The organism is Streptomyces sp. N35, assembly GCF_016464295.1.
Taxonomy (GTDB): Bacteria; Actinomycetota; Actinomycetes; order Streptomycetales; family Streptomycetaceae; genus Streptomyces.
On the sequence record NZ_JAEIMH010000025.1, the window covers coordinates 66,364 to 86,712 of the forward strand.

Annotated in this window: 24 protein-coding genes; 4 read left to right on the plus strand and 20 right to left on the minus strand. The window is 68.7% G+C overall.

Annotated features, from left to right (window positions below; translation table 11 throughout):
• Positions 1 to 18 precede the first annotated feature (18 nt).
• From JAO81_RS16135 to JAO81_RS16155, 5 genes are all read right to left on the minus strand, one after another.
• Positions 19 to 1,344 (minus strand): dicarboxylate/amino acid:cation symporter, encoded by a 1,326-nt coding sequence (locus JAO81_RS16135; RefSeq protein WP_199548543.1) that lies wholly within the window; start codon positions 1,342 to 1,344, stop codon positions 19 to 21.
• Positions 1,345 to 1,709: 365 nt separating this feature from the next.
• Positions 1,710 to 1,997, minus strand: a complete 288-nt coding sequence (locus JAO81_RS16140) for a DUF4229 domain-containing protein (protein WP_307813418.1) — start codon at positions 1,995 to 1,997, stop codon at positions 1,710 to 1,712.
• Between the two features lie 60 nt (positions 1,998 to 2,057).
• A complete protein-coding gene (locus JAO81_RS16145) occupies positions 2,058 to 2,582 on the minus strand; it encodes a GNAT family N-acetyltransferase (RefSeq protein WP_199548544.1) in 525 nt (174 codons plus the stop codon).
• A gap of 12 nt (positions 2,583 to 2,594) precedes the next feature.
• Positions 2,595 to 3,758, minus strand: a complete 1,164-nt coding sequence (gene mqnE / locus JAO81_RS16150; RefSeq protein WP_199548545.1) for an aminofutalosine synthase MqnE — start codon at positions 3,756 to 3,758, stop codon at positions 2,595 to 2,597.
• Between the two features lie 94 nt (positions 3,759 to 3,852).
• A complete protein-coding gene (locus tag JAO81_RS16155) occupies positions 3,853 to 4,308 on the minus strand; it encodes an Lrp/AsnC family transcriptional regulator (RefSeq protein ID WP_199548546.1) in 456 nt (151 codons plus the stop codon).
• A 165-nt stretch (positions 4,309 to 4,473) separates the two neighbouring features.
• Here JAO81_RS16155 and JAO81_RS16160 point away from each other — a divergent pair, with 165 nt between their 5' ends.
• On the plus strand, positions 4,474 to 4,611 hold the full coding sequence (locus JAO81_RS16160; protein WP_199548586.1) for a hypothetical protein: 138 nt from the start codon (positions 4,474 to 4,476) through the stop codon (positions 4,609 to 4,611).
• A 13-nt stretch (positions 4,612 to 4,624) separates the two neighbouring features.
• Here JAO81_RS16160 and JAO81_RS16165 read toward each other — a convergent pair whose 3' ends face one another.
• The gene (locus tag JAO81_RS16165) at positions 4,625 to 5,305 is read right to left on the minus strand and encodes a UbiX family flavin prenyltransferase (RefSeq protein WP_199548547.1); all 681 of its coding nucleotides are present in this window, start codon (positions 5,303 to 5,305) and stop codon (positions 4,625 to 4,627) included.
• A 105-nt stretch (positions 5,306 to 5,410) separates the two neighbouring features.
• Between JAO81_RS16165 and JAO81_RS16170 the strand changes: the two genes are divergently transcribed.
• The gene (locus JAO81_RS16170; RefSeq protein WP_199548548.1) at positions 5,411 to 6,013 is read left to right on the plus strand and encodes a rhomboid family intramembrane serine protease; all 603 of its coding nucleotides are present in this window, start codon (positions 5,411 to 5,413) and stop codon (positions 6,011 to 6,013) included.
• A 54-nt stretch (positions 6,014 to 6,067) separates the two neighbouring features.
• Here JAO81_RS16170 and JAO81_RS16175 read toward each other — a convergent pair whose 3' ends face one another.
• Together JAO81_RS16175 and JAO81_RS16180 are read right to left on the minus strand one after the other, a co-directional pair.
• On the minus strand, positions 6,068 to 6,730 hold the full coding sequence (locus JAO81_RS16175) for a deoxynucleoside kinase (RefSeq protein WP_199548549.1): 663 nt from the start codon (positions 6,728 to 6,730) through the stop codon (positions 6,068 to 6,070).
• Positions 6,731 to 6,845: 115 nt separating this feature from the next.
• Positions 6,846 to 7,247 carry a hypothetical protein gene (locus tag JAO81_RS16180; RefSeq protein ID WP_199548580.1) on the minus strand — a complete coding sequence of 134 codons (402 nt, stop codon included), beginning with the start codon at positions 7,245 to 7,247 and terminating at the stop codon, positions 6,846 to 6,848.
• A 341-nt stretch (positions 7,248 to 7,588) separates the two neighbouring features.
• Between JAO81_RS16180 and JAO81_RS16185 the strand changes: the two genes are divergently transcribed.
• Complete coding sequence (locus JAO81_RS16185) at positions 7,589 to 8,032, plus strand: SRPBCC family protein (RefSeq protein ID WP_199548550.1); 444 nt, start codon at positions 7,589 to 7,591, stop codon at positions 8,030 to 8,032.
• A 17-nt stretch (positions 8,033 to 8,049) separates the two neighbouring features.
• Here JAO81_RS16185 and mqnP read toward each other — a convergent pair whose 3' ends face one another.
• From mqnP to JAO81_RS16200, 3 genes are read right to left on the minus strand one after another with little or no spacing between them, the layout of a single operon-like run.
• On the minus strand, positions 8,050 to 8,964 hold the full coding sequence (gene mqnP, locus JAO81_RS16190; RefSeq protein WP_374194301.1) for a menaquinone biosynthesis prenyltransferase MqnP: 915 nt from the start codon (positions 8,962 to 8,964) through the stop codon (positions 8,050 to 8,052).
• Complete coding sequence (locus JAO81_RS16195; RefSeq protein ID WP_199548551.1) at positions 8,961 to 9,428, minus strand: hypothetical protein; 468 nt, start codon at positions 9,426 to 9,428, stop codon at positions 8,961 to 8,963. The genes mqnP and JAO81_RS16195 overlap by 4 nt, the downstream gene beginning before the upstream one ends.
• Positions 9,425 to 10,876 carry a menaquinone biosynthesis decarboxylase gene (locus tag JAO81_RS16200; protein WP_199548552.1) on the minus strand — a complete coding sequence of 484 codons (1,452 nt, stop codon included), beginning with the start codon at positions 10,874 to 10,876 and terminating at the stop codon, positions 9,425 to 9,427. The genes JAO81_RS16195 and JAO81_RS16200 overlap by 4 nt, the downstream gene beginning before the upstream one ends.
• A gap of 91 nt (positions 10,877 to 10,967) precedes the next feature.
• Between JAO81_RS16200 and JAO81_RS16205 the strand changes: the two genes are divergently transcribed.
• Positions 10,968 to 11,372 carry a PLD nuclease N-terminal domain-containing protein gene (locus tag JAO81_RS16205; protein ID WP_199548553.1) on the plus strand — a complete coding sequence of 135 codons (405 nt, stop codon included), beginning with the start codon at positions 10,968 to 10,970 and terminating at the stop codon, positions 11,370 to 11,372.
• Between the two features lie 48 nt (positions 11,373 to 11,420).
• On the opposite strand, the gene JAO81_RS16210 is transcribed toward JAO81_RS16205, so the two are convergent.
• From JAO81_RS16210 to JAO81_RS16250, 9 genes are all read right to left on the minus strand, one after another.
• On the minus strand, positions 11,421 to 12,380 hold the full coding sequence (locus JAO81_RS16210) for an isopenicillin N synthase family oxygenase (protein ID WP_199548554.1): 960 nt from the start codon (positions 12,378 to 12,380) through the stop codon (positions 11,421 to 11,423).
• Positions 12,381 to 12,411: 31 nt separating this feature from the next.
• Positions 12,412 to 12,918 (minus strand): SRPBCC domain-containing protein, encoded by a 507-nt coding sequence (locus tag JAO81_RS16215; RefSeq protein WP_199548555.1) that lies wholly within the window; start codon positions 12,916 to 12,918, stop codon positions 12,412 to 12,414.
• A gap of 20 nt (positions 12,919 to 12,938) precedes the next feature.
• The gene (locus tag JAO81_RS16220) at positions 12,939 to 14,036 is read right to left on the minus strand and encodes a CU044_5270 family protein (RefSeq protein ID WP_199548556.1); all 1,098 of its coding nucleotides are present in this window, start codon (positions 14,034 to 14,036) and stop codon (positions 12,939 to 12,941) included.
• Positions 14,033 to 14,647, minus strand: a complete 615-nt coding sequence (locus JAO81_RS16225; protein WP_307813421.1) for an RNA polymerase sigma factor — start codon at positions 14,645 to 14,647, stop codon at positions 14,033 to 14,035. The genes JAO81_RS16220 and JAO81_RS16225 overlap by 4 nt, the downstream gene beginning before the upstream one ends.
• An 80-nt stretch (positions 14,648 to 14,727) precedes the next feature.
• On the minus strand, positions 14,728 to 15,804 hold the full coding sequence (gene ccsB, locus JAO81_RS16230; protein WP_199548557.1) for a c-type cytochrome biogenesis protein CcsB: 1,077 nt from the start codon (positions 15,802 to 15,804) through the stop codon (positions 14,728 to 14,730).
• Positions 15,801 to 17,504 carry a cytochrome c biogenesis protein ResB gene (locus JAO81_RS16235; RefSeq protein ID WP_199548558.1) on the minus strand — a complete coding sequence of 568 codons (1,704 nt, stop codon included), beginning with the start codon at positions 17,502 to 17,504 and terminating at the stop codon, positions 15,801 to 15,803. The genes ccsB and JAO81_RS16235 overlap by 4 nt, the downstream gene beginning before the upstream one ends.
• 2 nt (positions 17,505 to 17,506) lie before the next feature.
• Positions 17,507 to 18,280: a cytochrome c biogenesis protein CcdA gene (locus JAO81_RS16240; RefSeq protein ID WP_199548559.1), complete on the minus strand. Its 774-nt coding sequence runs from the start codon at positions 18,278 to 18,280 to the stop codon at positions 17,507 to 17,509.
• Positions 18,277 to 18,876 carry a TlpA disulfide reductase family protein gene (locus JAO81_RS16245; protein ID WP_199548560.1) on the minus strand — a complete coding sequence of 200 codons (600 nt, stop codon included), beginning with the start codon at positions 18,874 to 18,876 and terminating at the stop codon, positions 18,277 to 18,279. Before JAO81_RS16245 ends, JAO81_RS16240 begins: the two co-directional genes overlap by 4 nt.
• A 66-nt stretch (positions 18,877 to 18,942) precedes the next feature.
• Positions 18,943 to 20,166 (minus strand): hypothetical protein, encoded by a 1,224-nt coding sequence (locus tag JAO81_RS16250; RefSeq protein ID WP_199548561.1) that lies wholly within the window; start codon positions 20,164 to 20,166, stop codon positions 18,943 to 18,945.
• Positions 20,167 to 20,349 lie beyond the last annotated feature (183 nt).

Below are 20,349 nucleotides of genomic sequence, written 5' to 3' on the forward strand. Positions count from 1 at the left end.
CGAGGCCGAGAAGAGGATTCAGGCAGCAGCTGGCACAGCGTGCTTGTCCTCGTACTGCTCGTCGATCGGAGACGCGGTAGCCGAGTTGTACGCGTCCTTGTCGAGAATGCCTTCACGAGCAGCCACGATCAACGGTGTTGCAACTTGGCCGGCCACGTTCGTCGCGGTGCGCATCATGTCCAGGATCGGGTCGATCGCCAGGAGCAGGCCCACGCCCTCCATCGGGAGACCCAGGGTGGAGAGGGTCAGGGTGAGCATGACCGTCGCGCCGGTCAGACCCGCGGTGGCCGCGGAGCCGATGACCGAGACGAAGACGATGAGCAGGTACTCCTTGATGCCCAGCTGCACGTCGAAGATGTGCGCGACGAAGATCGCGGCGATCGACGGGTAGATCGCGGCGCAGCCGTCCATCTTGGTCGTGGCGCCGAACGGGACGGCGAAGGAGGTGTACTCCTTCGGCACGCCGAGGCGCTCGGTGACCTTCTGGGTCAGCGGCATGGTGCCGACCGAGGAGCGGGAGACGAAGGCCAGCTGGATCGCGGGCCAGGCGCCCTTGAAGAACTGCAGCGGGTTGACCTTGGCGACGGTCGACAGGAGCAGCGGGTAGACGCCGAACAGGACCAGGGCGCAACCGATGTAGATGTCCGCGGTGAACGTCGCGTACTTGCTGATCAGATCCCAGCCGTACGTGGCGATGGCGGTGCCGATGAGGCCGATGGTGCCGATCGGGGAGAGCAGGATGACCCACCACAGGGCCTTCTGCAGCAGCTCGAGGATGGACTCGCTCAGGTCGAGGATCGGCTTGGCCTTCTCGCCGATCTTCAGGATGGCGATACCGGCGACGGCGGCCATGAAGACGATCTGCAGCACGTTCAGCTCGGTGAACGGCGTGATGATGTCGGTCGGGATGATGCCGGTCAGGAAGTCGACCCAGGAGCCGGTGGAGTCGGGCTTCGCGCCGTCCTTCGGCGTGAGGCCGGTACCGGCACCCGGGTTGGTGACCAGGCCGATGACGAGGCCGATGACGACCGCGATCAGCGACGTGATCATGAACCAGAGCAGCGTGCGCGAGGCGAGGCGCGCCGCGTTGTTGACCTTCCGCAGGTTGGTGATCGACACCAGGATCGCGAAGAAGACCAGCGGGGCGACGGCCAGCTTGAGCAGCTGGACGAAGATCGAGCCGATCTGGTCGAGCGTCGTGGTCAGCCACTCGACCTCGCCGTTACGGGCGATGGCACCGAGGCCGACACCCACGACGAGACCGATGAGGATCTGCGCCCAGAAGGGCAGGGGTATGCGGAAGCCGGCGGGCTTCTGCGGGGAGTCCTGGACAGTCGAGGACACGGGGGCACTCCAGTTGAGGTGCGCGGGGGCATGGGGGGACGTACGGACTTCAAGGTGGAGCGACGGCCGCAAGTGTCAGGTGAAGCGGCGCCGCTGCATTGTGTCGCTAGCTCAAGCGCGGCAACAGGCCGCGGACATGCAGCGGCAAAGATCGACATGCAGGCGCGCGACGAGCGCAATGCTCTTCGGGTCGCGGGGCGCAGCTGCTGTCTTCATGTCGAACACGTTAACACTTGAACTTTGGGGAACTCAAAGGGCTGCTTTGGGGCCGAAGGGCCCGAAGACCAGGAAACCCCTGGGCCGAAGGGCCCAGGGGTGGCGAAGTGTGACGAGTCTTACAGGCGTTCTGCGGCGCGGCCTGCGCCTCAGATGCCGTCCTCCATGCTGCGGTTCTCCGCGAACCGGGTCTTGGCGCGGTCGACGCGGGTGACGATCTGCTCGGACATCTCGTCGCGCTGCTTGCGCAGGAGCACGAAGCTGAGCGGCGCGGAGATGACGATGGCGAGCACCAGCACCCACAGGTAGTTGGAGTCGCCGAGGCCGCGCGGGAGGACCCCGAAGTAGACCAGGGCCCACAGCACGGCGAAGCTGCCGACGAAGATGCCGATACGCATCAGGCTGTAGCGGAGAGTGGCGTTCACCTTGGCTGCCACGGCTGGCCTCTTTTCATTCCGAGAATCCTGCCCGACCAGTGAACCATGTCCGTTTTCCGGTCAGTACAGGGGCAGATACATCGTGATGTCGTCCCGGTCGTCCCCGGGTTCGACCCGGATCGCTCCGGGCACCCGGCCGCCGTCCTTGTAGCCGCAGGACGCGTAGAACCGGTCGACCCCGGTGCCGCCGCGGCAGGTGAGCCGGATCAGCTCGATCCCGTCGAACCCGCGCGCGGCCTCCTCGACGGCGGCCATCAGGTCACGCCCGTACCCCTTGCCCTGGTGCCGCGGGTGCACCATCACGGTGTACGCCCAGATCCAGTGCCGCATGAGGCGATGGGTGTTGTACGTGAGGAAGGCCGTCGCGGCGACGGCGCCCTCCTCGTCGTACCCGACGAGGAGCCGGGTGCGGCCCTCCGTCATCGCGGCGAAGTGCTTGACCAGCTCGGGCCGTATCTCCTCGGCGGTGACGGGCGGGACGAACCCGACGGCGCCGCCCGCGTTGGACACATCGGCCCAGAGCGCGAGCAGGCCGTCACGGAGCTGTGGACCTATGGCGGGGTCCAGTTCGAAGCGCAAGGGCATGGGTCGGGAGCCTCAGACGCGCATGGGCTGCGGCGACTCGCGGCGGTCCGCCTCGGGGCCGGGGTACTCGCGGATGATCTCGTAGCGCGTGTTGCGCTCGACGGGCTGGAAGCCTGCGTCGCGGATCAGGTCGAGCAGGTCCTCGCGGCCCAGCTTGTTGGGGGTGCCGTAGTTGTCGGCGTCATGCGTGATCTTGTACTCGACGACCGAGCCGTCCATGTCGTCCGCGCCGTGCTGCAGCGCGAGCTGGGCGGTCTGCACTCCGTGCATCACCCAGAAGACCTTGACGTGCGGGATGTTGTCGAAGAGCAGACGCGAGACCGCGAAGGTCTTCAGGGCCTCGGCGCCGGTCGCCATCGTGGTGCGCGCCTGCAGCTTGTTGCGGACCTTGCCGTCCTGCATGTCGACGAAGTCGTGCTGGTAGCGCAGCGGGATGAAGACCTGGAAACCGCCGGTCTCGTCCTGCAGTTCACGCAGCCGAAGGACGTGGTCGACGCGGTGGCGGGGCTCCTCGATGTGCCCGTACAGCATCGTGCACGGGGTCTTCAGACCCTTGGAGTGCGCGAGCCGGTGGATGCGCGACCAGTCCTCCCAGTGGGTGCGGTGGTCGACGATGTGCTGACGCACTTCCCAGTCGAAGATCTCGGCGCCGCCGCCGGTCAGGGACTCCAGACCGGCCTCGATCAGCTCGTCGAGGATGTCGGAGGCCGACATCCCGGAGATCGTCTCGAAGTGGTGGATCTCGGTGGCGGTGAAGGCCTTCAGGGAGACGTTCGGCAGCGCCTTCTTGAGCTCGCTGAGGGAGCGCGGGTAGTAGCGCCACGGCAGGTTGGGGTGCAGACCGTTGACGATGTGCAGCTCGGTGAGGTTGTCGTTCTCCATCGCCTTGGCGAGGCGGACGGCTTCCTCGATGCGCATCGTGTACGCGTCCTTCTCGCCCGGCTTGCGCTGGAACGAGCAGTACGCGCACGACGCGGTGCACACATTGGTCATGTTGAGGTGGCGGTTGACGTTGAAGTGGACGACGTCGCCGTTCTTCCGCGTCCGCACCTCGTGGGCGAGCCCGCCCAGCCAGGCCAGATCGTCGCTCTCGTAGAGCGCGATGCCGTCCTCGCGGGTCAGCCGCTCCCCGGAGCGGACCTTGTCTTCAAGTTCGCGCTTGAGTCCCGCGTCCACCTGGCCGCCTCCCAGAAATGACTACTTGTGCCGACCGTCCACGGTACGCCCCGCCACCGACACCTCCGGCGACCGCCCCCCGTACAACGCGGGCTCAGAGCTGCTCGGGCAGTTCGCCGACCCGGTTCTCCCACTTGGTGGAGAGCACGATGGTCGTGCGCGTACGCGAGACGCCCTTCGTGCCGCTGAGCCGGCGGATCGTCTTCTCCAGACCGTCCACGTCGCCCGCGCGCACCTTGAGCATGTACGAGTCGTCGCCCGCGATGAACCAGCAGTCCTCGATCTCGCTGAGGTCCCTCAGCCGGCGCGCCACGTCCTCGTGGTCGGCGGCGTCGGAGAGCGAGATGCCGATCAGGGCGGTCACACCGAGGCCGAGCGAGGCGGAGTCGACCGTGGCGCGGTAGCCGGTGATGACGCCCGCGCTCTCGAGCCGGTTGATGCGGTCGGTGACGCTGGGTCCCGACAGGCCTACGAGACGGCCCAGTTCGGCGTACGACGCCCGGCCGTTCTCTCTCAGGGCCTGAATGAGCTGCCTGTCCACCGCGTCCATGCGCCGGCACCTTCCATTATTTAGCGATCCTGCGAGTTTAGGTGTAAAATCTAAGGCATGCAGGGCGGTTCCCCTGCGATTCTTGCAGAACTTTTCGCGTTTCTCGCGTTTTCTGCGGCTTGCGGTCGCAGAAGATCAACGACGATCTATAGGAGTGTCCTCACCGTGTACACGCTCGAGATGGCCTACGCCCACATGCGCTCGCTGCAGGAGCTGGCCGACCGCTCGCGTGCCCACAAGTCCCCGATCGCCGCTGCCCGCGCGGACAAGGTGTCCCGCTCGGTGCGCGGCAAGAAGCGCTGAGGCCCCCCGCGCGTCAGCGCTGAGGCCCTTCGCGGGAGCCGCCGCCGAGTTCACCCTCCCAGCGGCGGTACAGCCCGTGCGGCACCCCTGCCGCGTCGAGCACCCGCCCCGCGACGAAGTCCACCAGATCCTGGATGTGCGTCGCCCCCGCGTAGAACGCCGGCGAGGCCGGGAGCACCACGGCTCCCGCCTCGTCCAGGCTCACCAGATGCTTGAGCGTCTGCCCGTTCAGCGGTGTCTCGCGCACCGCGACCACCAGCTTGCGGCTCTCCTTGAGCGTCACACTCGCCGTGCGCTGCAGCAGGTCCTTCGAGAGTCCCAGTGCCACTCCGGCCACACAGGCCGTCGAGGCGGGCACGATCAGCATCCCCTTGGTCTTGTACGAGCCCGAGCTCGGCCCGGCCGCGAGGTCACCGGCGCTCCAGTGCCGTACGTCGCCGAGGCCGGGGTGCGGGAACGTTTCGGGCTTGCCGTCCGCTCCCCGGGCGAGCCACTCCCCCAGGTCCTCGCGCCAGTGCGCGTCTCTGTACGCGATGCCCGTCTCGTCGAGCAGCGTGAGCCGCGAGGCCCGGCTGACCACCAGGTCCACGCTCTCGCCCGCCGCGAGGAGCCCGCGCAGGACGGCTGCCGCGTACGGCGTCCCGGAGGCTCCGGAGACCCCTACGACCCAGGGGATGCGCTCGGCGTCGTTCATGCCCCCGAGCCTATCCGGCGGCCCGGAACCAGGCCGCGCCTCCCATGCGTTGAGCGAAGTGAGGGCCGCGCTGCGTGAGCGGTCCGCGAGCCTGGGGGTCCGCTCATGTCGTACGGATACACGTCACCGCTCCCGCCGCCCGCGCCCGCCGAGCGCCGCCGCGACCGCGCGAAGGCGGCCGGTCTGGTCATGGCCGGGTGGCTGGCGCTGCTGTGGCTGCTCGAAGCGGTCGACGTGGCCTCGGGCCACGCCCTGGACACGTACGGCATATCCCCGCGCGAGTTCACCGAGCTCCGGGACGTGATCCCGGCGGCCTTCCTGCACTACGGCTGGGACCACCTGATCGCCAACAGCATGCCGCTGCTCGTGCTCGGCTTCCTGGCGGCGCTCTCGGGGATACGGCGCTTCGCGGCGGTGGTCGCCACGATCGTGCTCGCGAGCGGTCTGGGTGTCTGGCTCACGGCGCCCGCGTACTCCGTGACGGCCGGCGCCTCGGGCGTGGTCTTCGGCCTCTTCGGCTATCTGCTGGTCCGCGGCTTCGTGGACCGCCGGATCGGCGATGTCGTGATCGGCCTGCTGGTCGGCGCCGTGTACGGCTCGATCCTGTGGGGCGTCCTGCCGACGACGGACGGCATCTCGTGGCAGGGGCACCTGTTCGGTCTGCTCGGCGGAGTGGTGGCGGCGTTCGCGTTCCGCCGCGCGCGCTAGCCGGACGCAGGCACCTCCACCGCACACAAGGGCCTGCGCCCTGATCAAGTCCGGCTAGAGCGCGGCGCGGGCCGACGTCAGGGCGTCCTTGACCTGCTGGACGACGCGGGCGGCGTCCTCGGGGTTGTTCACCACGTCCGTGTGGTTCATGTCGATGACGAGGACCTCGCTGGCCGAGTAGTGCTCGTGCACCCAGGCGTCGTAGCCGGACCACAGGGTCCGGTAGTACGCGACGAGGCTCTCGTCCTGCTCGAAGTCGCGTCCCCGCAGCCCGATCCGGTGCAGGACCGTCTCGAAGTCCGCCTTGAGGTAGACCATGAGGTCCGGCGCCTTGCGGTAGGGCAGGCCGTCGATCTCGCGCATCATCTCGGCGAGCAGCCCCTCGTACACCTGCATCTCGAGGGAGCTGATCCGGCCCAGGTCGTGGTTGACCTTGGCGAAGTACCAGTCCTCGTAGATGGACCGGTCGAGGACGTTGTCGCCCTTCTTGTACGCCTCCTTGATGGAGGCGAACCGGGTCTGCAGGAAGTAGAGCTGGAGGAGGAAGGGGTAGCGCTTGGCCTGTATCTCCTCGGGGCTCGCCGTGTAGAAGAGCGGCAGGATCGGGTTGTCGTCCACGCTCTCGTAGAAGACCTCGCTGCCCAGATCCTTGGCGATCAGCTCGGCGACGCTCGTCTTGCCGATGCCGATCATGCCTCCGACGCAGATCACCGGCATACCTCACTTCTCCCTGCGGGGTCGTCTCTTCGTACGAGCCAAGTCACGAACCAAGTCGCGAGCCACGAGACAACCCCCGGAGCCGCAGTGAAGCTTAAAGGACGAACGGACCCGGTCAGACAGCCGCGGCAGGAGCCGGCGGCACGGCCCGCTGCTTGTCCTTGCGCAGGGCGATCGCGGTCGCCACGGCGCCGAGTCCCTCCCACAGGCCCACCCCGATGAACCCGGCGGGCGCGCGGTCGCCGAGCACGGCCAGGGTGAAGACGGTGCAGGTGAGGAGGCGGAACGGAACGGTCCAGCGGAAGAAGGCCGTCCAATCGCTCGCTGCGGCAAGGACGTAGTAGACGCCCATGTTGAGCGCGGCCATGGACGAGGCCGTCAGGAAGACCACCGTGTAGTCGCCGTCGCCGCGTCCGCCGTCCGGCGCGGACGAGAAGCCCATCATCTTGATCAGGACGTCGGGGGCGATCAGGCCCACGATGCCCATGCCTGCGGCCAGTACACCGAATATGGACATGGTCCAGCCGGACAACGAACGCGGCAGGAGCTTGAACTGCACGGACTTCCCCCTCGTCGCGGCGCCCGGCGGATCGGCCGGCGCACGGTGAGCGTGCTGATGATCCGCTGAACATTACGACAGCGACTGACAGTTGACCGCTTCGGGGCCGTCCGCGGCTGCTCCGGCGCGGTCCGCGGCTGCTCCGGATCGGTCAACTGCGGGCGGTATCACCGGATTTCAGGCCTGCCGGCGCGCCCTGGCAAGGACGGTCTCGCGGCCGGCCACCGAGCCGATGTTCACGAGGGTGCCGCGCCGGCTCGCCTCTGTTCCCGCGGTGATCGCCGGGGCATGATGTCGCCGTGCCCACCGAGGAGTTCACCCACGACGTCACCGTTCCCGCCCCGGCGGCGCGGATCTTCGCGCACCTCGCGGACCCGGAGAGCTATATCGGGCTCTCTCCCCTGCTGGTCGCGGTACGCGATGTCGTCACCGACGGCGACGCGGTCCGGTACGTGGCGGTGGAGCGCTTCCGTGTCCTCGGCCCGCTGCGCTGGGACAACCCGATCCGCGTGACGATGACGTTCCCCGAGCACGGGCGGCGGATCGTGAGCGACGTCCAAAGCCCCGGCCGCGTCCGGCTGACCGCCAGGGTGGACCTCACCCCGGACGGGGCGGGCACCCACGTGACCGAGACCGTCAGCGTCACGTATCCGAAGCTGCTGCGCCCCCTGGTGATCGGTCAGGCGACCAAAGTGCAACGACACCGCCTCGCCGAGCTGACTCGGCGGATGACGGTGTCGTAGCGGACCTCCCGAAGCGGCTAGACCGTCAGGCCCCGCACCAGCAGATCGAGCAGCGCGCACACGAACAGCGCGATCCCGATGAACCCGTTCACCGTGAAGAACGCGCGGTTGAGGCGGGACAGGTCCTTCGGCGTCACGATCGCGTGCTCGTACGCGAAGGCCGCCGCCACGATCATCAGGCCGAGCCAGAAGAAGAACCCGGCGTCGGTGGCGTACGCGTACCAGGCGAGGAGCGCCGTCGTGACGACATGCGCACCCCGCGCCCCGTACAGCGCGGCCGCGATCCCGAAGCGGGCCGGCACCGACTTCACGCCCTCGGCGCGGTCCGCCGCCACGTCCTGGCAGGCGAAGATCAGGTCGAAGCCGCCGATCCAGATGCCGACCGCGAGCCCGAGGATGACCGCGTCCCAGGACCACTCGCCGGTGATCGCGAGCCACGCGCCGATCGGCCCTATGGCCTGGGCGAGGCCGAGGATCGCGTGCGGGAAGTTCGTGAACCGCTTGCCGTACGGATAGACCACCATCGGCACGACGGCGAGCGGCGCGAGCGCCAGGCACAGCGGGTTGAGCAGCGCCGCCGAGCCCAGGAAGATCACGACCGCGACGATCGCGCCGGTCCACGCGGACTTCACCGACACCGCACCGGTCACGAGTTCGCGCCCGGCCGTGCGCGGATTGCGGGCGTCGATCTCGCGGTCGATGATCCGGTTCGCGGCCATCGCGAAGGTCCGCAGCCCCACCATGCAGATGGTGACCAGGAGCAGCCGCCCCCAGTGGATGTTCTTGTCGAGCTGGAACATCGCGGTGAGCGCGGCGATGTACGCGAACGGCAGCGCGAACACCGAGTGCTCGATCATGACGAGCCGCAGAAACGCCTTCAGCCTGCTGCTTGACGGGGGCTGGCCCACGACCTCGTCGGCGGTGGTCATCATGCGAGGCTCTCCAGAAACGCGTCGAGGTCTGCCAGGAGCCCGGCAGCGGGCAGCGGGCCGGTCACGACCGCGAGGGGGCTCGCCTCGTCGCCGGGCGGGGTGAGGTGCGCGGTCAGGGACCAGGCGCCTTCGCCTTGCGCGGCCCCTTCGAGACGCAGTACGGCCCCGCCGTCGACGGTGAACTTCTCGCTCCCCGCGGCCAGTTCGGCCCGCAGCGCCTCGGCGAAGGCCGCGGGCTCGGCATCGCGTACGCCGGGCAGCTCGAAGCCGTCGCCCTCGCCGTCGCGCTCCCACAGCACGGCCCAGGTCCCGGACGGTCCCGCGAACTCCTCGGGTGTGACCCCGGCCTGCGCGGCGGCCCGCACCACCTCGGGGTCGGCCGGATCGATCTCGGGCCGCACCAGGGCCACGTAGTCGTCCTCGCCGAGGAAGAGCGCCGGGCCGCCCGTCGCCACGGGGCTCACAGGCCGTACTCCTTCCAGCGGCGGTCCACGAGTGTCGCCGTCGAGGGGTCGGACTCGACCATGTTCGGCCAGCCGCCGTCCCTCGTATAACCCTCTTCGGGCAGCTTCTTGGTGGCGTCGATGCCCGCCTTGCCGCCCCAGAACTGCTGGTACGAGGCGTGGTCGAGGTGGTCGACCGGGCCCTCGGTGATCATCAGGTCCCGCGCGTAGTCCGTGTTGCCGAGCGCGCGCCAGGCGACCTCGTGCAGATCGTGCACATCGCAGTCGGCGTCGACCACGACGATCAGCTTGGTCAGCGACATCATGTGCGCGCCCCAGATCGCGGACATCACCTTCTGCGCGTGCTTCGGATACTTCTTGTCGATCGAGACGATCGCGCAGTTGTGGAAGCCGCCTGACTCGGGCAGGTGGTAGTCCACGATGTCCGGCACGATGATCTTGAGGAGCGGCAGGAAGAAGCGCTCAGTCGCGCGGCCCAGCGGACCGTCCTCCGTCGGCGGCCGGCCGACCACGATCGACTGCAGCAGCGGCCGGCGACGCATCGTCACACAGTCGATCTTCAGCGCGGGGAATGGCTCCTGCGGGGTGTAGAAACCCGTGTGGTCGCCGAACGGACCCTCCGGCAGCATCTCGCCGGGCTCCAGCCAGCCCTCGATCACGACCTCGGCGTTGGCCGGCACCTGCAGCGGCACGGTCTTGCAGTCGACCATCTCGACGCGCTTGCCCTGGATGAACCCGGCGAGCAGGTACTCGTCCATGTCCCCGGGCAGCGGCGCGGTCGAGGCGTAGGTGACGGCGGGCGGGCAGCCGAAGGCAATGGCGACCGGCAGCTTCTCGCCGCGCTTGGCGGCCACCTGGTAGTGGTTGCGGCTGTCCTTGTGGATCTGCCAGTGCATCCCGATGGTGCGCTTGTCGTGGCGCTGCAGCCGGTAGAGGCCGAGGTTCCGGACGCCCGTCTCGGGGTGCTTGGTGTGCGTGAGCCCCAGATTGAAGAAGGACCCGCCGTCCTCCGGCCAGGTGAACAGCGCCGGCAGCTGCTCCAGATCCACGTCGTCGCCGGTCAGGACGACCTCCTGGACCGGAGCGTCCTTGACCTTCTTCGGCGGTACGTGGGTCATCGCGCCGAGCTTGCCGAAGGCCTCGCGGATGCCGACGAAGCCCTGCGGCAGCTCGGGCTTGAGCAGCCCGCCGATCTTGTCGCTGATCTCCGCGTACGACTTGAGGCCCAGCGCCTTGAGCAGGCGCCGGTCCGTCCCGTACACGTTCATGGCGAGCGGCATGGACGAGCCGCGCACGTTCTCGAAGAGGAGCGCCGGGCCGCCCGCCTTGTTGACCCGGTCGACGATCTCGCCGACCTCCAGATACGGGTCGACTTCGGCCTTGATGCGCTTCAGGTCGCCCTCGCGCTCCAGGGCCCGGAGCAGGGAGCGAAGATCGTCATAAGCCATACGTCCCAGTATCCGGCACCCGCTACCCTGGCCCCGTCACCGGGGGCGGCTAGGCCCGCCCCGCCATCGCTTCAGGGGGAATGCGCACACCATGCTCCGGATCCTGATGATCCTGATCCCGCTCGCACTGACGATCTTCGCGTTCATCGACTGTCTGAACACCCCCGAGGACGAGGCCAAGCACCTGCCGAAGATCGCCTGGGTCTTCATCATCCTTCTGTTCTGGGTCGTCGGCCCGATCGTCTGGCTCGCGGCCGGCAAGCAGCGCACGCCTCCGCAGGGCGGCCGCACCCCCTCGGAGTGGCACCGCAGCCACCGCACGACGTGGGTGGCGCCGGACGACAATCCCGAGTTCCTGAAGTCCATCAAGGACGAGAACAAAAAGGACGAGTCCGTCCTCAAGGACTGGGAGGCGGACCTGCGCCGCCGCGAGGAGGAGCTCAAGAAGCGCGACGGCGGCGGCGAGGACACACCCAAGGACGAGCCCGGCAAGTGAGCTCTCGCCCTCCTGGTGAGCCTTCGACTCTCCTTGTGAGCCTTCGGCTTATTCGACGCTGATCGCGTCCAGCTTCGCCCGCAGATACGTGTGCGAGTCCACGGGCTCGTAGGCGGTACGGCCGGTGGGCGCGGGCAGCGACGCGACCCGGGTCCCCGGATCGCACTCGTAGAAGTAGACGAGCGACATCAGTTCCTCGCTCGGTACGTCGGCGGGCGGCGGCAGGACGCGATGGCGTCCGGAGCGCCAGCGGTCGCCGGTCCACCGGGCCATCAGATCTCCGATGTTCACGGTCAGCGCGGCCGGATCGTACGGCGCGTCCTGCCAGCCGTCGTCCGTGTAGACCTGAAGCCCGCCCTTGCCGTCCTGCCGGTCGAGCACGGTCACCGTCCCGAAGTCCGTGTGCGGACCGATCCTGAACTGGCCCTCCTGCGGCTCGCCCACCACGTCGCGCGCCGGATACCAGTTGATGTTGAAGCCCCAGGTGGGGTGCCCGGTGTGCCGCGTGAAGAAGTCCTCCGGCTCGCCGAGCGCCGCCCCCAGCAGCTCCAGGAGCTGGTCGGACAGGGTGCGCATCTGCCGTAGATACGAGTCCACCAGACCGTGCAGGGACGGGACTTCGGCGGGCCAGGTGTTCGGCTTGAACCACTCGGCGTCGACGGCCGCGTCCCCCGTCGGAGCCTCGGCCGCGAACGACAGGGACTCCTTGAGGTCGGGCGGGGTCTCGGTGCCCTCCGCGTAACCGTTGGCCTCGGCGCCCGGGCCCAGCCAGCCGCGCTCGCCGACCTTCACCGAGTACGCGGCTTTCGCCCCGGCCGGCAGCCGGAAGAACTCCCCTGCTGCCGTACGGATCCGGGTGCGCAGGTCCGGGTCGATCCCGTGCCCGGTCACGAGCAGGAACCCGGCGCTCTGCAGCGCACGGTCGACGGTGGCGGCGAGTTCGTCGCGTACGGCGGGGTCGCCCGTGTGCCAGGGGCGCAGGTCGAGGGTGGGGATCCGTGGGGTCACGGAACCAGACTGCCCGCGAACCGGGCGCCCTTCACCCCTTCTCGTACGCGGTTCGCAGCTCGCTCCACCGGTCCAGGCTCCACGACGACCAGTCCTTCGGCCGGCCCTCCAGCGCGTCCACCAGGAACTCGAAGTGGTTGTGCCAGCCCGCCAGGCAGTCAAGGCGCAGGGAGTCGTCGCCCTCGAACTCGTTGGTGAAGCGGACGGTCGTGGCCGGGGCGTCCGGGCCCGCGTGCTCCAGGTGGAAGCGGCAGCGGCCGTGCAGATCGATGGTGTACTCGACGATCCGCTCCACGTCCCAGGCGGTGACGTGCCCGGAGTGCACGCCTTCCTCTTCGTTGTTCAGCCACCGCAGCGTGACCGCGCCGCCGAGCCTCGGTTCGAGGACATCGGCGGCGGCCAGCCAGCCGGGCAGCTCGCCGGGGCTGACGAGGGCGGTCCAGACGCGCTCCACGGAGTGCGGAAGGTTCAGCACGAAGTGCAGCGTCTGTGTGGTCCCCTCGGTGGTGCTGGTGCCATGTTCGATGAACTCGGTCATGACACCAGCGTGCCGCCGATTCAGGACTTCTGCACAGGCTTGCCCGTCGGGCGCCGCTTCTTGTCCGTCGACGGGTCCGCCTTCGGCGCCGTGTCCACGACCGACCGCCCGAGCACGGCGGTGTTGGCGGTCACCGTGCCCGCGGGCGTACCGGGGCACTGCTTCTCCGTGCCGTCCGGCTCCGTGACACTGCCACCGTCGCCGTCCTTGGTCAGGACTCCGCGCTCACCCAGGAACGCGTACGACTTCGCATCGAAGACCAGCTCTGCGCGCAGCCCCGACGCCTCGTCGACCCGGCCGACCGCGATCCCCTTGCGTCCGACCGCGTCGGTCGCGTCCGGCACGAGTTCCACGCCGGGGATCTTCGCGGCCGCGCGGTACAGCGCCGCCGCCGTCTTCGGCGGGATCAGGGACTCGTTCACCAGGTCGCCCACGAGCCTGAAGGCGTTATGGTCCACGGTCTTGCCGCCCGGCTTGAGGCTGTTGCCGCCCTCGGTCGCCTTGTACAGCCAGTCGAGCATCTTGGCGGGGTCGGTCGGCAGGGATTCGAAGTGCCGGTAGTACGTGTTGGACGGGATGCCCGGCGTCGGCGTCTCACCGGCCTCCACCGGACCACCGTCCGTACGGAACACGAGCGGGCCGGAGCCGTCCACGGGGATCCACGCCTCCCGCGTCTTCACCGGCCCCAGCTCGAGCGGCTCGCACATCTCGCTCTCGCCCCAGGCGGCCTTCGTCTTGATGTACGCGTACTGGTCGTCGCGGACGGTGCCCGCGTCCTGCTCGGACGCCACCGTCGCCACCCGGTCGAGCAGCTGCGCCGCGGTCTTCGGAGCCGGACCGTCCGCCGCGACGCCGGTGTCCTTGGCGCCCGGGGTGCCGGGCGTACCCCCGGCGCCTCCGTCACCGCCCGCGAGGGCGATACCGCCGACCACCGCGAGGGCGAGCGCCCCGGCCCGCGCGGGCCCCGCGGAGGGCGGGGGCGGCCCCCTGCGGCGGGGGTCGGGGGGGGCCTCCTCCTGCTGGGTCTCACCGCGGGTCTCGTTCAAGAGGTGCTCCTTGAGGAGGTGTCGGCGGCCCTCCGGCAGATCCCTCTCGGGGAGGGACGGGAAGTCGTTCATCGGTTCCCCTCCTGGATGGCCTCGGCCGCGGGGATGCGGCCTCCTCTTACCTGTCCGTGCACCGCGGGTGGTTCCAATGCTTTCGCGAGTTTTGTACGGGCCCGTGAGAGCCGGGACCGTACGGTCCCGACCGGTATCCCCAGGGCGTCGGCCGCCGCCGCGTAATCGAGCCCCGACCAGACGCACAGTGCGAGCACCTCGCGCTCGGGCCGGCGCAGGGCCTCGAGCGCGGTGCGTACGAGGGCGAGTTGAGCCGCGTCGTCGATGCGGGCGGCCACCTCGTCCGCGAAGTCCCGTACCTCCGTCTCCGGACCGCGCCGCGGCAGCCGGGCGACCGCGGCGGCGTGACGGCGGGCGGCCCGGCGGGAGTTGCGGACGACGTTGGTGGCGATGCCGAGGAGCCAGGGCCGCAGCGAACCGCCCTCCTCGTCGACCTTGGCGCGCAGCCGCCACGCTTCCAGGAAGGTCAGCGACACCGCGTCCTCGGCCGTGGCCCAGTCGCCGGTGAGGCGGAACGCGTGGTTGTAGACGGACCGGTCGTAGGCGTCGAAGAGTTCGCCGAAGGCCGCGTGCTCCCCGGCCCGGACTCGTCTTCGCAGAAGTGTGTCCACATCCCCTCACCTGTCCGTACGGCAAAGGCCGGTTCCCGTGACCCGCGTCACAGGAACCGGCCTTGTCGGACCGTAAGGGCTCAGACCCCGGCGTACGAGTGCTTGCCGGAGATGAAGATGTTGACGCCGTAGTAGTTCCAGAGGAAGCAGCCGAAGGCGAAGAGGGCGAGGTAGGCGGCCTTGCGGCCCTTCCAGCCCGCCGTCGCGCGCGCGTGCAGGTAGCAGGCGTACGCGACCCAGGTCACGAACGACCAGACCTCCTTGGGGTCCCAGCCCCAGTAGCGGCCCCAGGCGTCGCCCGCCCAGATCGCGCCCGCGATGATCGTGAACGTCCACAGCGGGAAGATCGCGGCGTTGATGCGGTACGAGAACTTGTCGAGCGAGGCCGCGGACGGCAGCCGCTCCAGGACCGAGCGCGCGAAGGTGCCGGGCTTGCCGCCGGCCGCCAGCTTGCTCTCGTAGGAGTCGCGGAAGAGGTACAGGGCCGTGCCGACGGCACCGAGGTAGAAGACCGCGCCGCAGAAGATGGCGGTGGAGACGTGGATCCACAGCCAGTACGAGTCGAGGGCCGGGACCAGCTGGTCGCTCGCCGTGTAGAGCCACTTGGTCGCGATGCCCAGGTCCAGCAGGACGGTCGTGACGAGGATCAGGCCCATCCAGCGGACGTTCTTGCCGAGCGCCAGGAACACCAGGTACGCGGTGACGGCCACCGCGGAGAAGGTGATCGAGAACTCGTACATGTTGCCCCACGGCGCCCGCATCACGGACAGGGCGCGGGTGACCACACCGCCGATCTGGATGAGGGCGGCGAGCACGGTGAGCGAGACCGCGATGCGGCCGTACATGTCGCCCTTCTCCGTACCGCCGTGCGCGCCGGGGCCGTCGGGGACGTCACGGGTGCCGGCGGCGGAACGGGTGACGACCTCCGGGCGGTCGAGGACGGCGGTGCTGCCGCCCTTGCGGACCTGCACCTTGGGCGCCTGGGCGGCCTCGGGCTCGGTGAGGGCCGCGGCCGTACGGCCGACCTTGCTGCGGCTGCCGAAGACCCACTCGGCGATATGGGCGAGGAAGGCCAGGGTGTAGACGGCCATCGACGAGTAGATCAGCGTGTTGCTGATGCTCGCCAGGTTCTCGTTGGTGGCGGCGGCGAGATTCACTTCTCAGCCCCTTCGGCAGGAACAGCTTCGGATTCGGTGGGGTCTTCGGGTTCGGGCGCACTGGGTGCGGACGCGTGCAGCACGGCAGCCAGGTCGCCCAGCTCCTCAGGCACCTTCGCCGACTCGCTGCGGCCGAGGCCGGCCATCTCGACGACGGTGACGCCGTCCTCACCGCGCACGGCGCGGACCCAGACGCGGCGGCGCTGGATGAACAGCGAGCCGACGAGGCCGAGGATCGCGGCGACCGCTCCGGCGAGCGCGTAGATGTTGCCCGGCTGCTGCTTGATCTGGAAGGAGGCCCATTCCCTGAGCTCCTTCTCGTACGTGATGGAGCCCTGGCCGCCGGGGAGTTTCATGGTCTCGCCCGGCAGCATCCGCTGCTTGAGCAGGTCCCCGTTCTTGTCCTTGAACTCCTTCATCTTGGTCGTGTCCAGCTGGTACACGTTCTGCGGGAGACCGGAGTCGATCCCGAGCGAACCGTGGTACGCGGACAGCGCCAGGACGGGGAAGTCGGGGGCGGGGAACTGGGAGAGCATGTCGCCCTTGCCGTGGCCCGCGAAGGTCGGGACGAAGAAGGCGTTGAAGCCGAGCTGCTCCTTCTCGCCGGCCTTGTTGCGGTAGCCGTCGGGGATCTTGATGGCGCCGGTGGAGGTGATGTTGGCGTCGATCGGGAGCAGCGGGACGGCGCCGCTGAAGACGACCTTGCCGCGGGCGTCCTTGACGGTGACGACGGGCGCGTAGCCGTGGGCGATCAGGTAGACCGTGGAGTCGCCGACCTCGAGCGGCGAGTTGACCTCGATCGCCTTCTTCTTCGCGGGCCCGTCGACGCCCTCGGAGTAGGTGACGTGGGCCTTGAAGGTACGGGCGGTGCCCGTGCCCGGGCCGCTGCGCTCGTAGTCGTCCTCGAACTCGTCGAGCTGGAAGCTGAAGCGCTCGAGGTTGTTGTTGTCGAAGAGCGGGCCGGACCGGAAGTCGTCGTACTGCGGCAGGACGTTGGCGAAGCCGCCGTCGCCCTCGACGACCAGCTTGCCGCCCTCGGACTTGAACAGGACGCCGACGGCGAAGGCCACCAGCATCACGATCAGCGCGATGTGGAAGAGCAGATTGCCGGCCTCGCGCGCGTAGCCCTTCTCGGCGGCGACCGCGTCGCCCTCGATGTGCGAGCGGAAGCGGCGGCCCTTGAGCAGCTCGAGCGCTGCTTCCCGTACGTCCTCGGGAGCTTCTTCGGTACGCCAGGTCGTGTACGCGGGAAGGCGGGTCAGCCGCTTGGGGGCGCCCGGCGGGCGGCCGCGGAGCTGGCCGACGAACTGCCAGGTGCGCGGGACGATGCAGCCGATCAGGGAGATGAAGAGCAGGATGTAGATCGCCGAGAACCACACCGAGCTGTAGACGTCGAAGAGCTGCAGCTTCTCGTAGATCGGCGTGAGCGTCTCGTGCGCCATCTTGAACTGCTCGACCTTGAGCTCGTCCACGCTGTTCTGCGGGACCAGGGAGCCGGGGATCGCGCCGAGCGAGAGCAGGAAGAGCAGGATCAGCGCGACCCGCATCGAGGTGAGCTGCCGCCAGAACCAGCGGACCCAGCCGACCACGCCGAGCGAGGGCAGATTCGGCAGCTCCTCCTTGGGGGCGGTGGACAACTGCGAGCCCGCGGCTCCGAGGTCCTCGGCCGCCGCGTCGGGGCTGGTGTCCGTCTTGCTCATTGTCAGATCCCCACGGTGAAGCCGGAAGTCCAGACCTGCATCTCCTGCACGATGCGGTCCCAGGCGCCGGTGACGAGCAGCAGGCCGGTGACGATCAGCATGGCGCCGCCGATCCGCATCACCCACACATAGTGCTGCTTGACCCAGGCGAAGGCGCCGAGTGCCCGGCGGAAGGCGATGGCGGCCAGTATGAAGGGCGCCCCGAGGCCCAGGCAGTACGCGACGGTGAGCAGGGCGCCGCGGCCGGCGCTCGCCTCCGTGATGGCGAGCGTCTGGACGGCCGAGAGCGTCGGGCCGATGCACGGGGTCCAGCCGATGCCGAAGAGGACACCGAGCATGGGGGCGCCGACCAGACCCGCGGTGGGCTTCTTGTGGAAGCGGAACTCGCGCTGGGTCAGGAAGGGCATGGCGCCCATGAAGAACAGGCCGAGCACGATGGTCAGCGCGCCGAGCACCTTGGTGATCACCGCTTGGTGCTCGAGGAGCGTCCTGCCGAACTCGCCGAAGAGCGCACCGAACGACACGAACACCGCGGTGAACCCGAGCACGAACAGCGACGCCCCCGCCGCCATCCGCCCCCGCTTGGCCTCTTCCAGATCGGCGCCGGTGACCCCGGTCACGTAGGAGAGGTAGCCGGGGACGAGCGGCAGCACGCACGGCGAGAAGAACGAGACAAGGCCGGCGAGCAGCGCGATCGGGATCGCGAGAAGCAGCGCTCCCCCGAGCACGGTGGAGTTCGGGTCGGTGGCCGCGGCGAGGGCGTGCACGTGCGTCACTTCTCCGCGAGTACGGGGTCGATCATCTCGTACAGGCGCTTGTCGCTGACCGGGCCGAGGAAGCGGGCGGCGATCTTCCCGTCACGGTCGACCACGATCGTGGTGGGGATGGACTGCGGGCTGAGGCTGCCCTTGGGGAACTTCAGGATCTGCTTGCCGGCCGGGTCGTACAGGCTCGGGTACGCGATCTCGTAGTCCTCTTCGAAGGCGACGGCCGAGCTCTTCTGCGGGTCGCGGGTGTTGATGCCCACGAACTCCACGCCCTTGGCCTTGGTCGCCTCGGAGACCTGCTTGAGGTACTTGGCCTCGGCCCGGCAGGGCGCGCACCACGAACCCCAGGTGTTGATGACGACGACCTTGCCCTTGTAGTCGGCGAGGCTGAGCTGCTCGCCTGTGAGGGTCTCGCCGCTGATGTCCGGCGCCGCGGCGCGCTCGCCCTTCTCGGAGACCGAGATGCCGCTCTTGCCGGCCACGAAGTTGGTGTCCCCGCCGCCGCCCTGCGTACCGCCGTCGCCGCATGCGCTCAGCGCGAGTGCGGCGAGCGCGGTCCCCGCAGCGAAAAGGGCACGTCGGGAGGCAGGACGTCCATGGGTCATGTGAAAAGTTTCGCATGACCGTTTCAGTGGTTTCGGCCGCCCCCCGAAAGCCGCGGAACACCCAGTTCAGGCGGCCTTGTCCCGGCCCTTCGGGAACTTCTGGCCCACGTCGAGCGCTTGCAGTTGGGCCAGCACCTCGGGCTTCTGGACATCGAGCCAGTCCACGAACTGCCGGAAGGAGACGAGCCTCACGTCCTTTTTGTCGGCAATCTTCTTCAAGGCTTCCTCGACGGCATCCATATAGATCCCGCCATTCCACTGCTCGAAGTGATTCCCGACGAAGAAGGGTGCCCGATTTGTCTCGTACGCACGGTTGAACCCGGCGAGATACGCCCCGGTTGCCTGCTCGCGCCAGCGCGGATAGTTGGCGGGCGGCGCCTTGGTGGAGTTCTGCGACTGGTTGGCGAGGATGTTGTAGTCCATCGAGAGCACCTCGAAGGAGTGCCCCGGGAACGGCATCGCCTGCAGGGGCAGATCCCACACCCCCTGCTTCTTCACCGGCCAGCGCTGCCGGCCGCCGGGCGAGGAGGCGTCGTAGCGCCAGCCGAGCTCGCGCGCGACGGGCAGCAGGTTGTCCTGGCCGAGCAGGCACGGGGTGCGTCCGCCGACCAGCTCCTTGTCGTAGTCGAAGGGCAGCGGCGGCAGATCGGTCCAGCCCGTGTTCGTACGCCATTGCTGCACAAAGGACTTGGCCTGGCGGATCTCGTCCCGCCATTGCGCGGAGGTCCAGTTGCCGACCGAGCCGGAGCCGGCGCAGAAGTGGCCGTTGAAATGCGTGCCGATCTCATGGCCGTCGAGCCAGGCCTGACGCACGTATTTCAGCGTGCGCTTGATGTTCTCGTCCTTGAGATAGCCGATGTCGGAAGCGCCGACGGGATTGTTCGGCGGACGGTAGAGACGCTTCTTGGACTCCGGCAGGAGATAGAGGCCGGAGAGGAAGAAGGTCATCTTCGCGTCGTGCTCCTGGGCCAGCTTCAGGAACCGCGGAAAGAGGCCGTTGCCGATTTCGCCCGCGCCGTCCCAGGAGAAGATGACGAACTGCGGTGGTATCTCGCCGGGTTCGAGCGGTATCGGCGCCGGGGGCTGATGCGGCTGCTTGCCCGTGTAGGCGGTGGAACCGTCCCCGAGCGGTTTGCCCTCCGGGGACTGGGAACGTGCCTTGCCGGCGGGCTCGTGATCGTTGGCCTCGCCGCGCGGCCCGCCCTCCGGCCCGCCGCACGCGGACAGTCCCGCGGCCGCCGCGGCCCCAAGCCCCAGGCCGATCAGTCCCCTTCGAGTTATTTGTTGCATGAGATCCCCTGTCTCCGTGTTGCTCCCCGTTTACGGTGCACGTCCCCTTAGAGGCATGGAGAGACACAGGGGTTCCTGCGGATTGCGCAAACTTTGCATTTCGCACGAGGAGATCCTGTGAGCGCACGAAGGGAGAGGGCCCCGGGTCGGGGGGCCGGCCCCCCCCCCCCCTGGCACCCGGAC

What these genes read in the sequence shown, in the direction of transcription:
- JAO81_RS16145 (WP_199548544.1), bottom strand. Translation starts at nt 2,582, where the DNA reads ATGCCCTTGCGCTTCGAACTGGACCCCGCCATAGGTCCACAGCTCCGT.
- JAO81_RS16155 (WP_199548546.1), bottom strand. Translation starts at nt 4,308, where the DNA reads ATGGACGCGGTGGACAGGCAGCTCATTCAGGCCCTGAGAGAGAACGGC.
- JAO81_RS16165 (WP_199548547.1), bottom strand. Translation starts at nt 5,305, where the DNA reads ATGAACGACGCCGAGCGCATCCCCTGGGTCGTAGGGGTCTCCGGAGCC.
- JAO81_RS16170 (WP_199548548.1), top strand. Translation starts at nt 5,411, where the DNA reads ATGTCGTACGGATACACGTCACCGCTCCCGCCGCCCGCGCCCGCCGAG.
- JAO81_RS16175 (WP_199548549.1), bottom strand. Translation starts at nt 6,730, where the DNA reads ATGCCGGTGATCTGCGTCGGAGGCATGATCGGCATCGGCAAGACGAGC.
- JAO81_RS16180 (WP_199548580.1), bottom strand. Translation starts at nt 7,247, where the DNA reads ATGTCCATATTCGGTGTACTGGCCGCAGGCATGGGCATCGTGGGCCTG.
- mqnP (WP_374194301.1), bottom strand. Translation starts at nt 8,964, where the DNA reads ATGATGACCACCGCCGACGAGGTCGTGGGCCAGCCCCCGTCAAGCAGC.
- JAO81_RS16200 (WP_199548552.1), bottom strand. Translation starts at nt 10,876, where the DNA reads ATGGCTTATGACGATCTTCGCTCCCTGCTCCGGGCCCTGGAGCGCGAG.
- JAO81_RS16205 (WP_199548553.1), top strand. Translation starts at nt 10,968, where the DNA reads ATGCTCCGGATCCTGATGATCCTGATCCCGCTCGCACTGACGATCTTC.
- JAO81_RS16215 (WP_199548555.1), bottom strand. Translation starts at nt 12,918, where the DNA reads ATGACCGAGTTCATCGAACATGGCACCAGCACCACCGAGGGGACCACA.
- JAO81_RS16220 (WP_199548556.1), bottom strand. Translation starts at nt 14,036, where the DNA reads ATGAACGACTTCCCGTCCCTCCCCGAGAGGGATCTGCCGGAGGGCCGC.
- JAO81_RS16235 (WP_199548558.1), bottom strand. Translation starts at nt 17,504, where the DNA reads ATGAGCAAGACGGACACCAGCCCCGACGCGGCGGCCGAGGACCTCGGA.
- JAO81_RS16245 (WP_199548560.1), bottom strand. Translation starts at nt 18,876, where the DNA reads ATGACCCATGGACGTCCTGCCTCCCGACGTGCCCTTTTCGCTGCGGGG.
- JAO81_RS16250 (WP_199548561.1), bottom strand. Translation starts at nt 20,166, where the DNA reads ATGCAACAAATAACTCGAAGGGGACTGATCGGCCTGGGGCTTGGGGCC.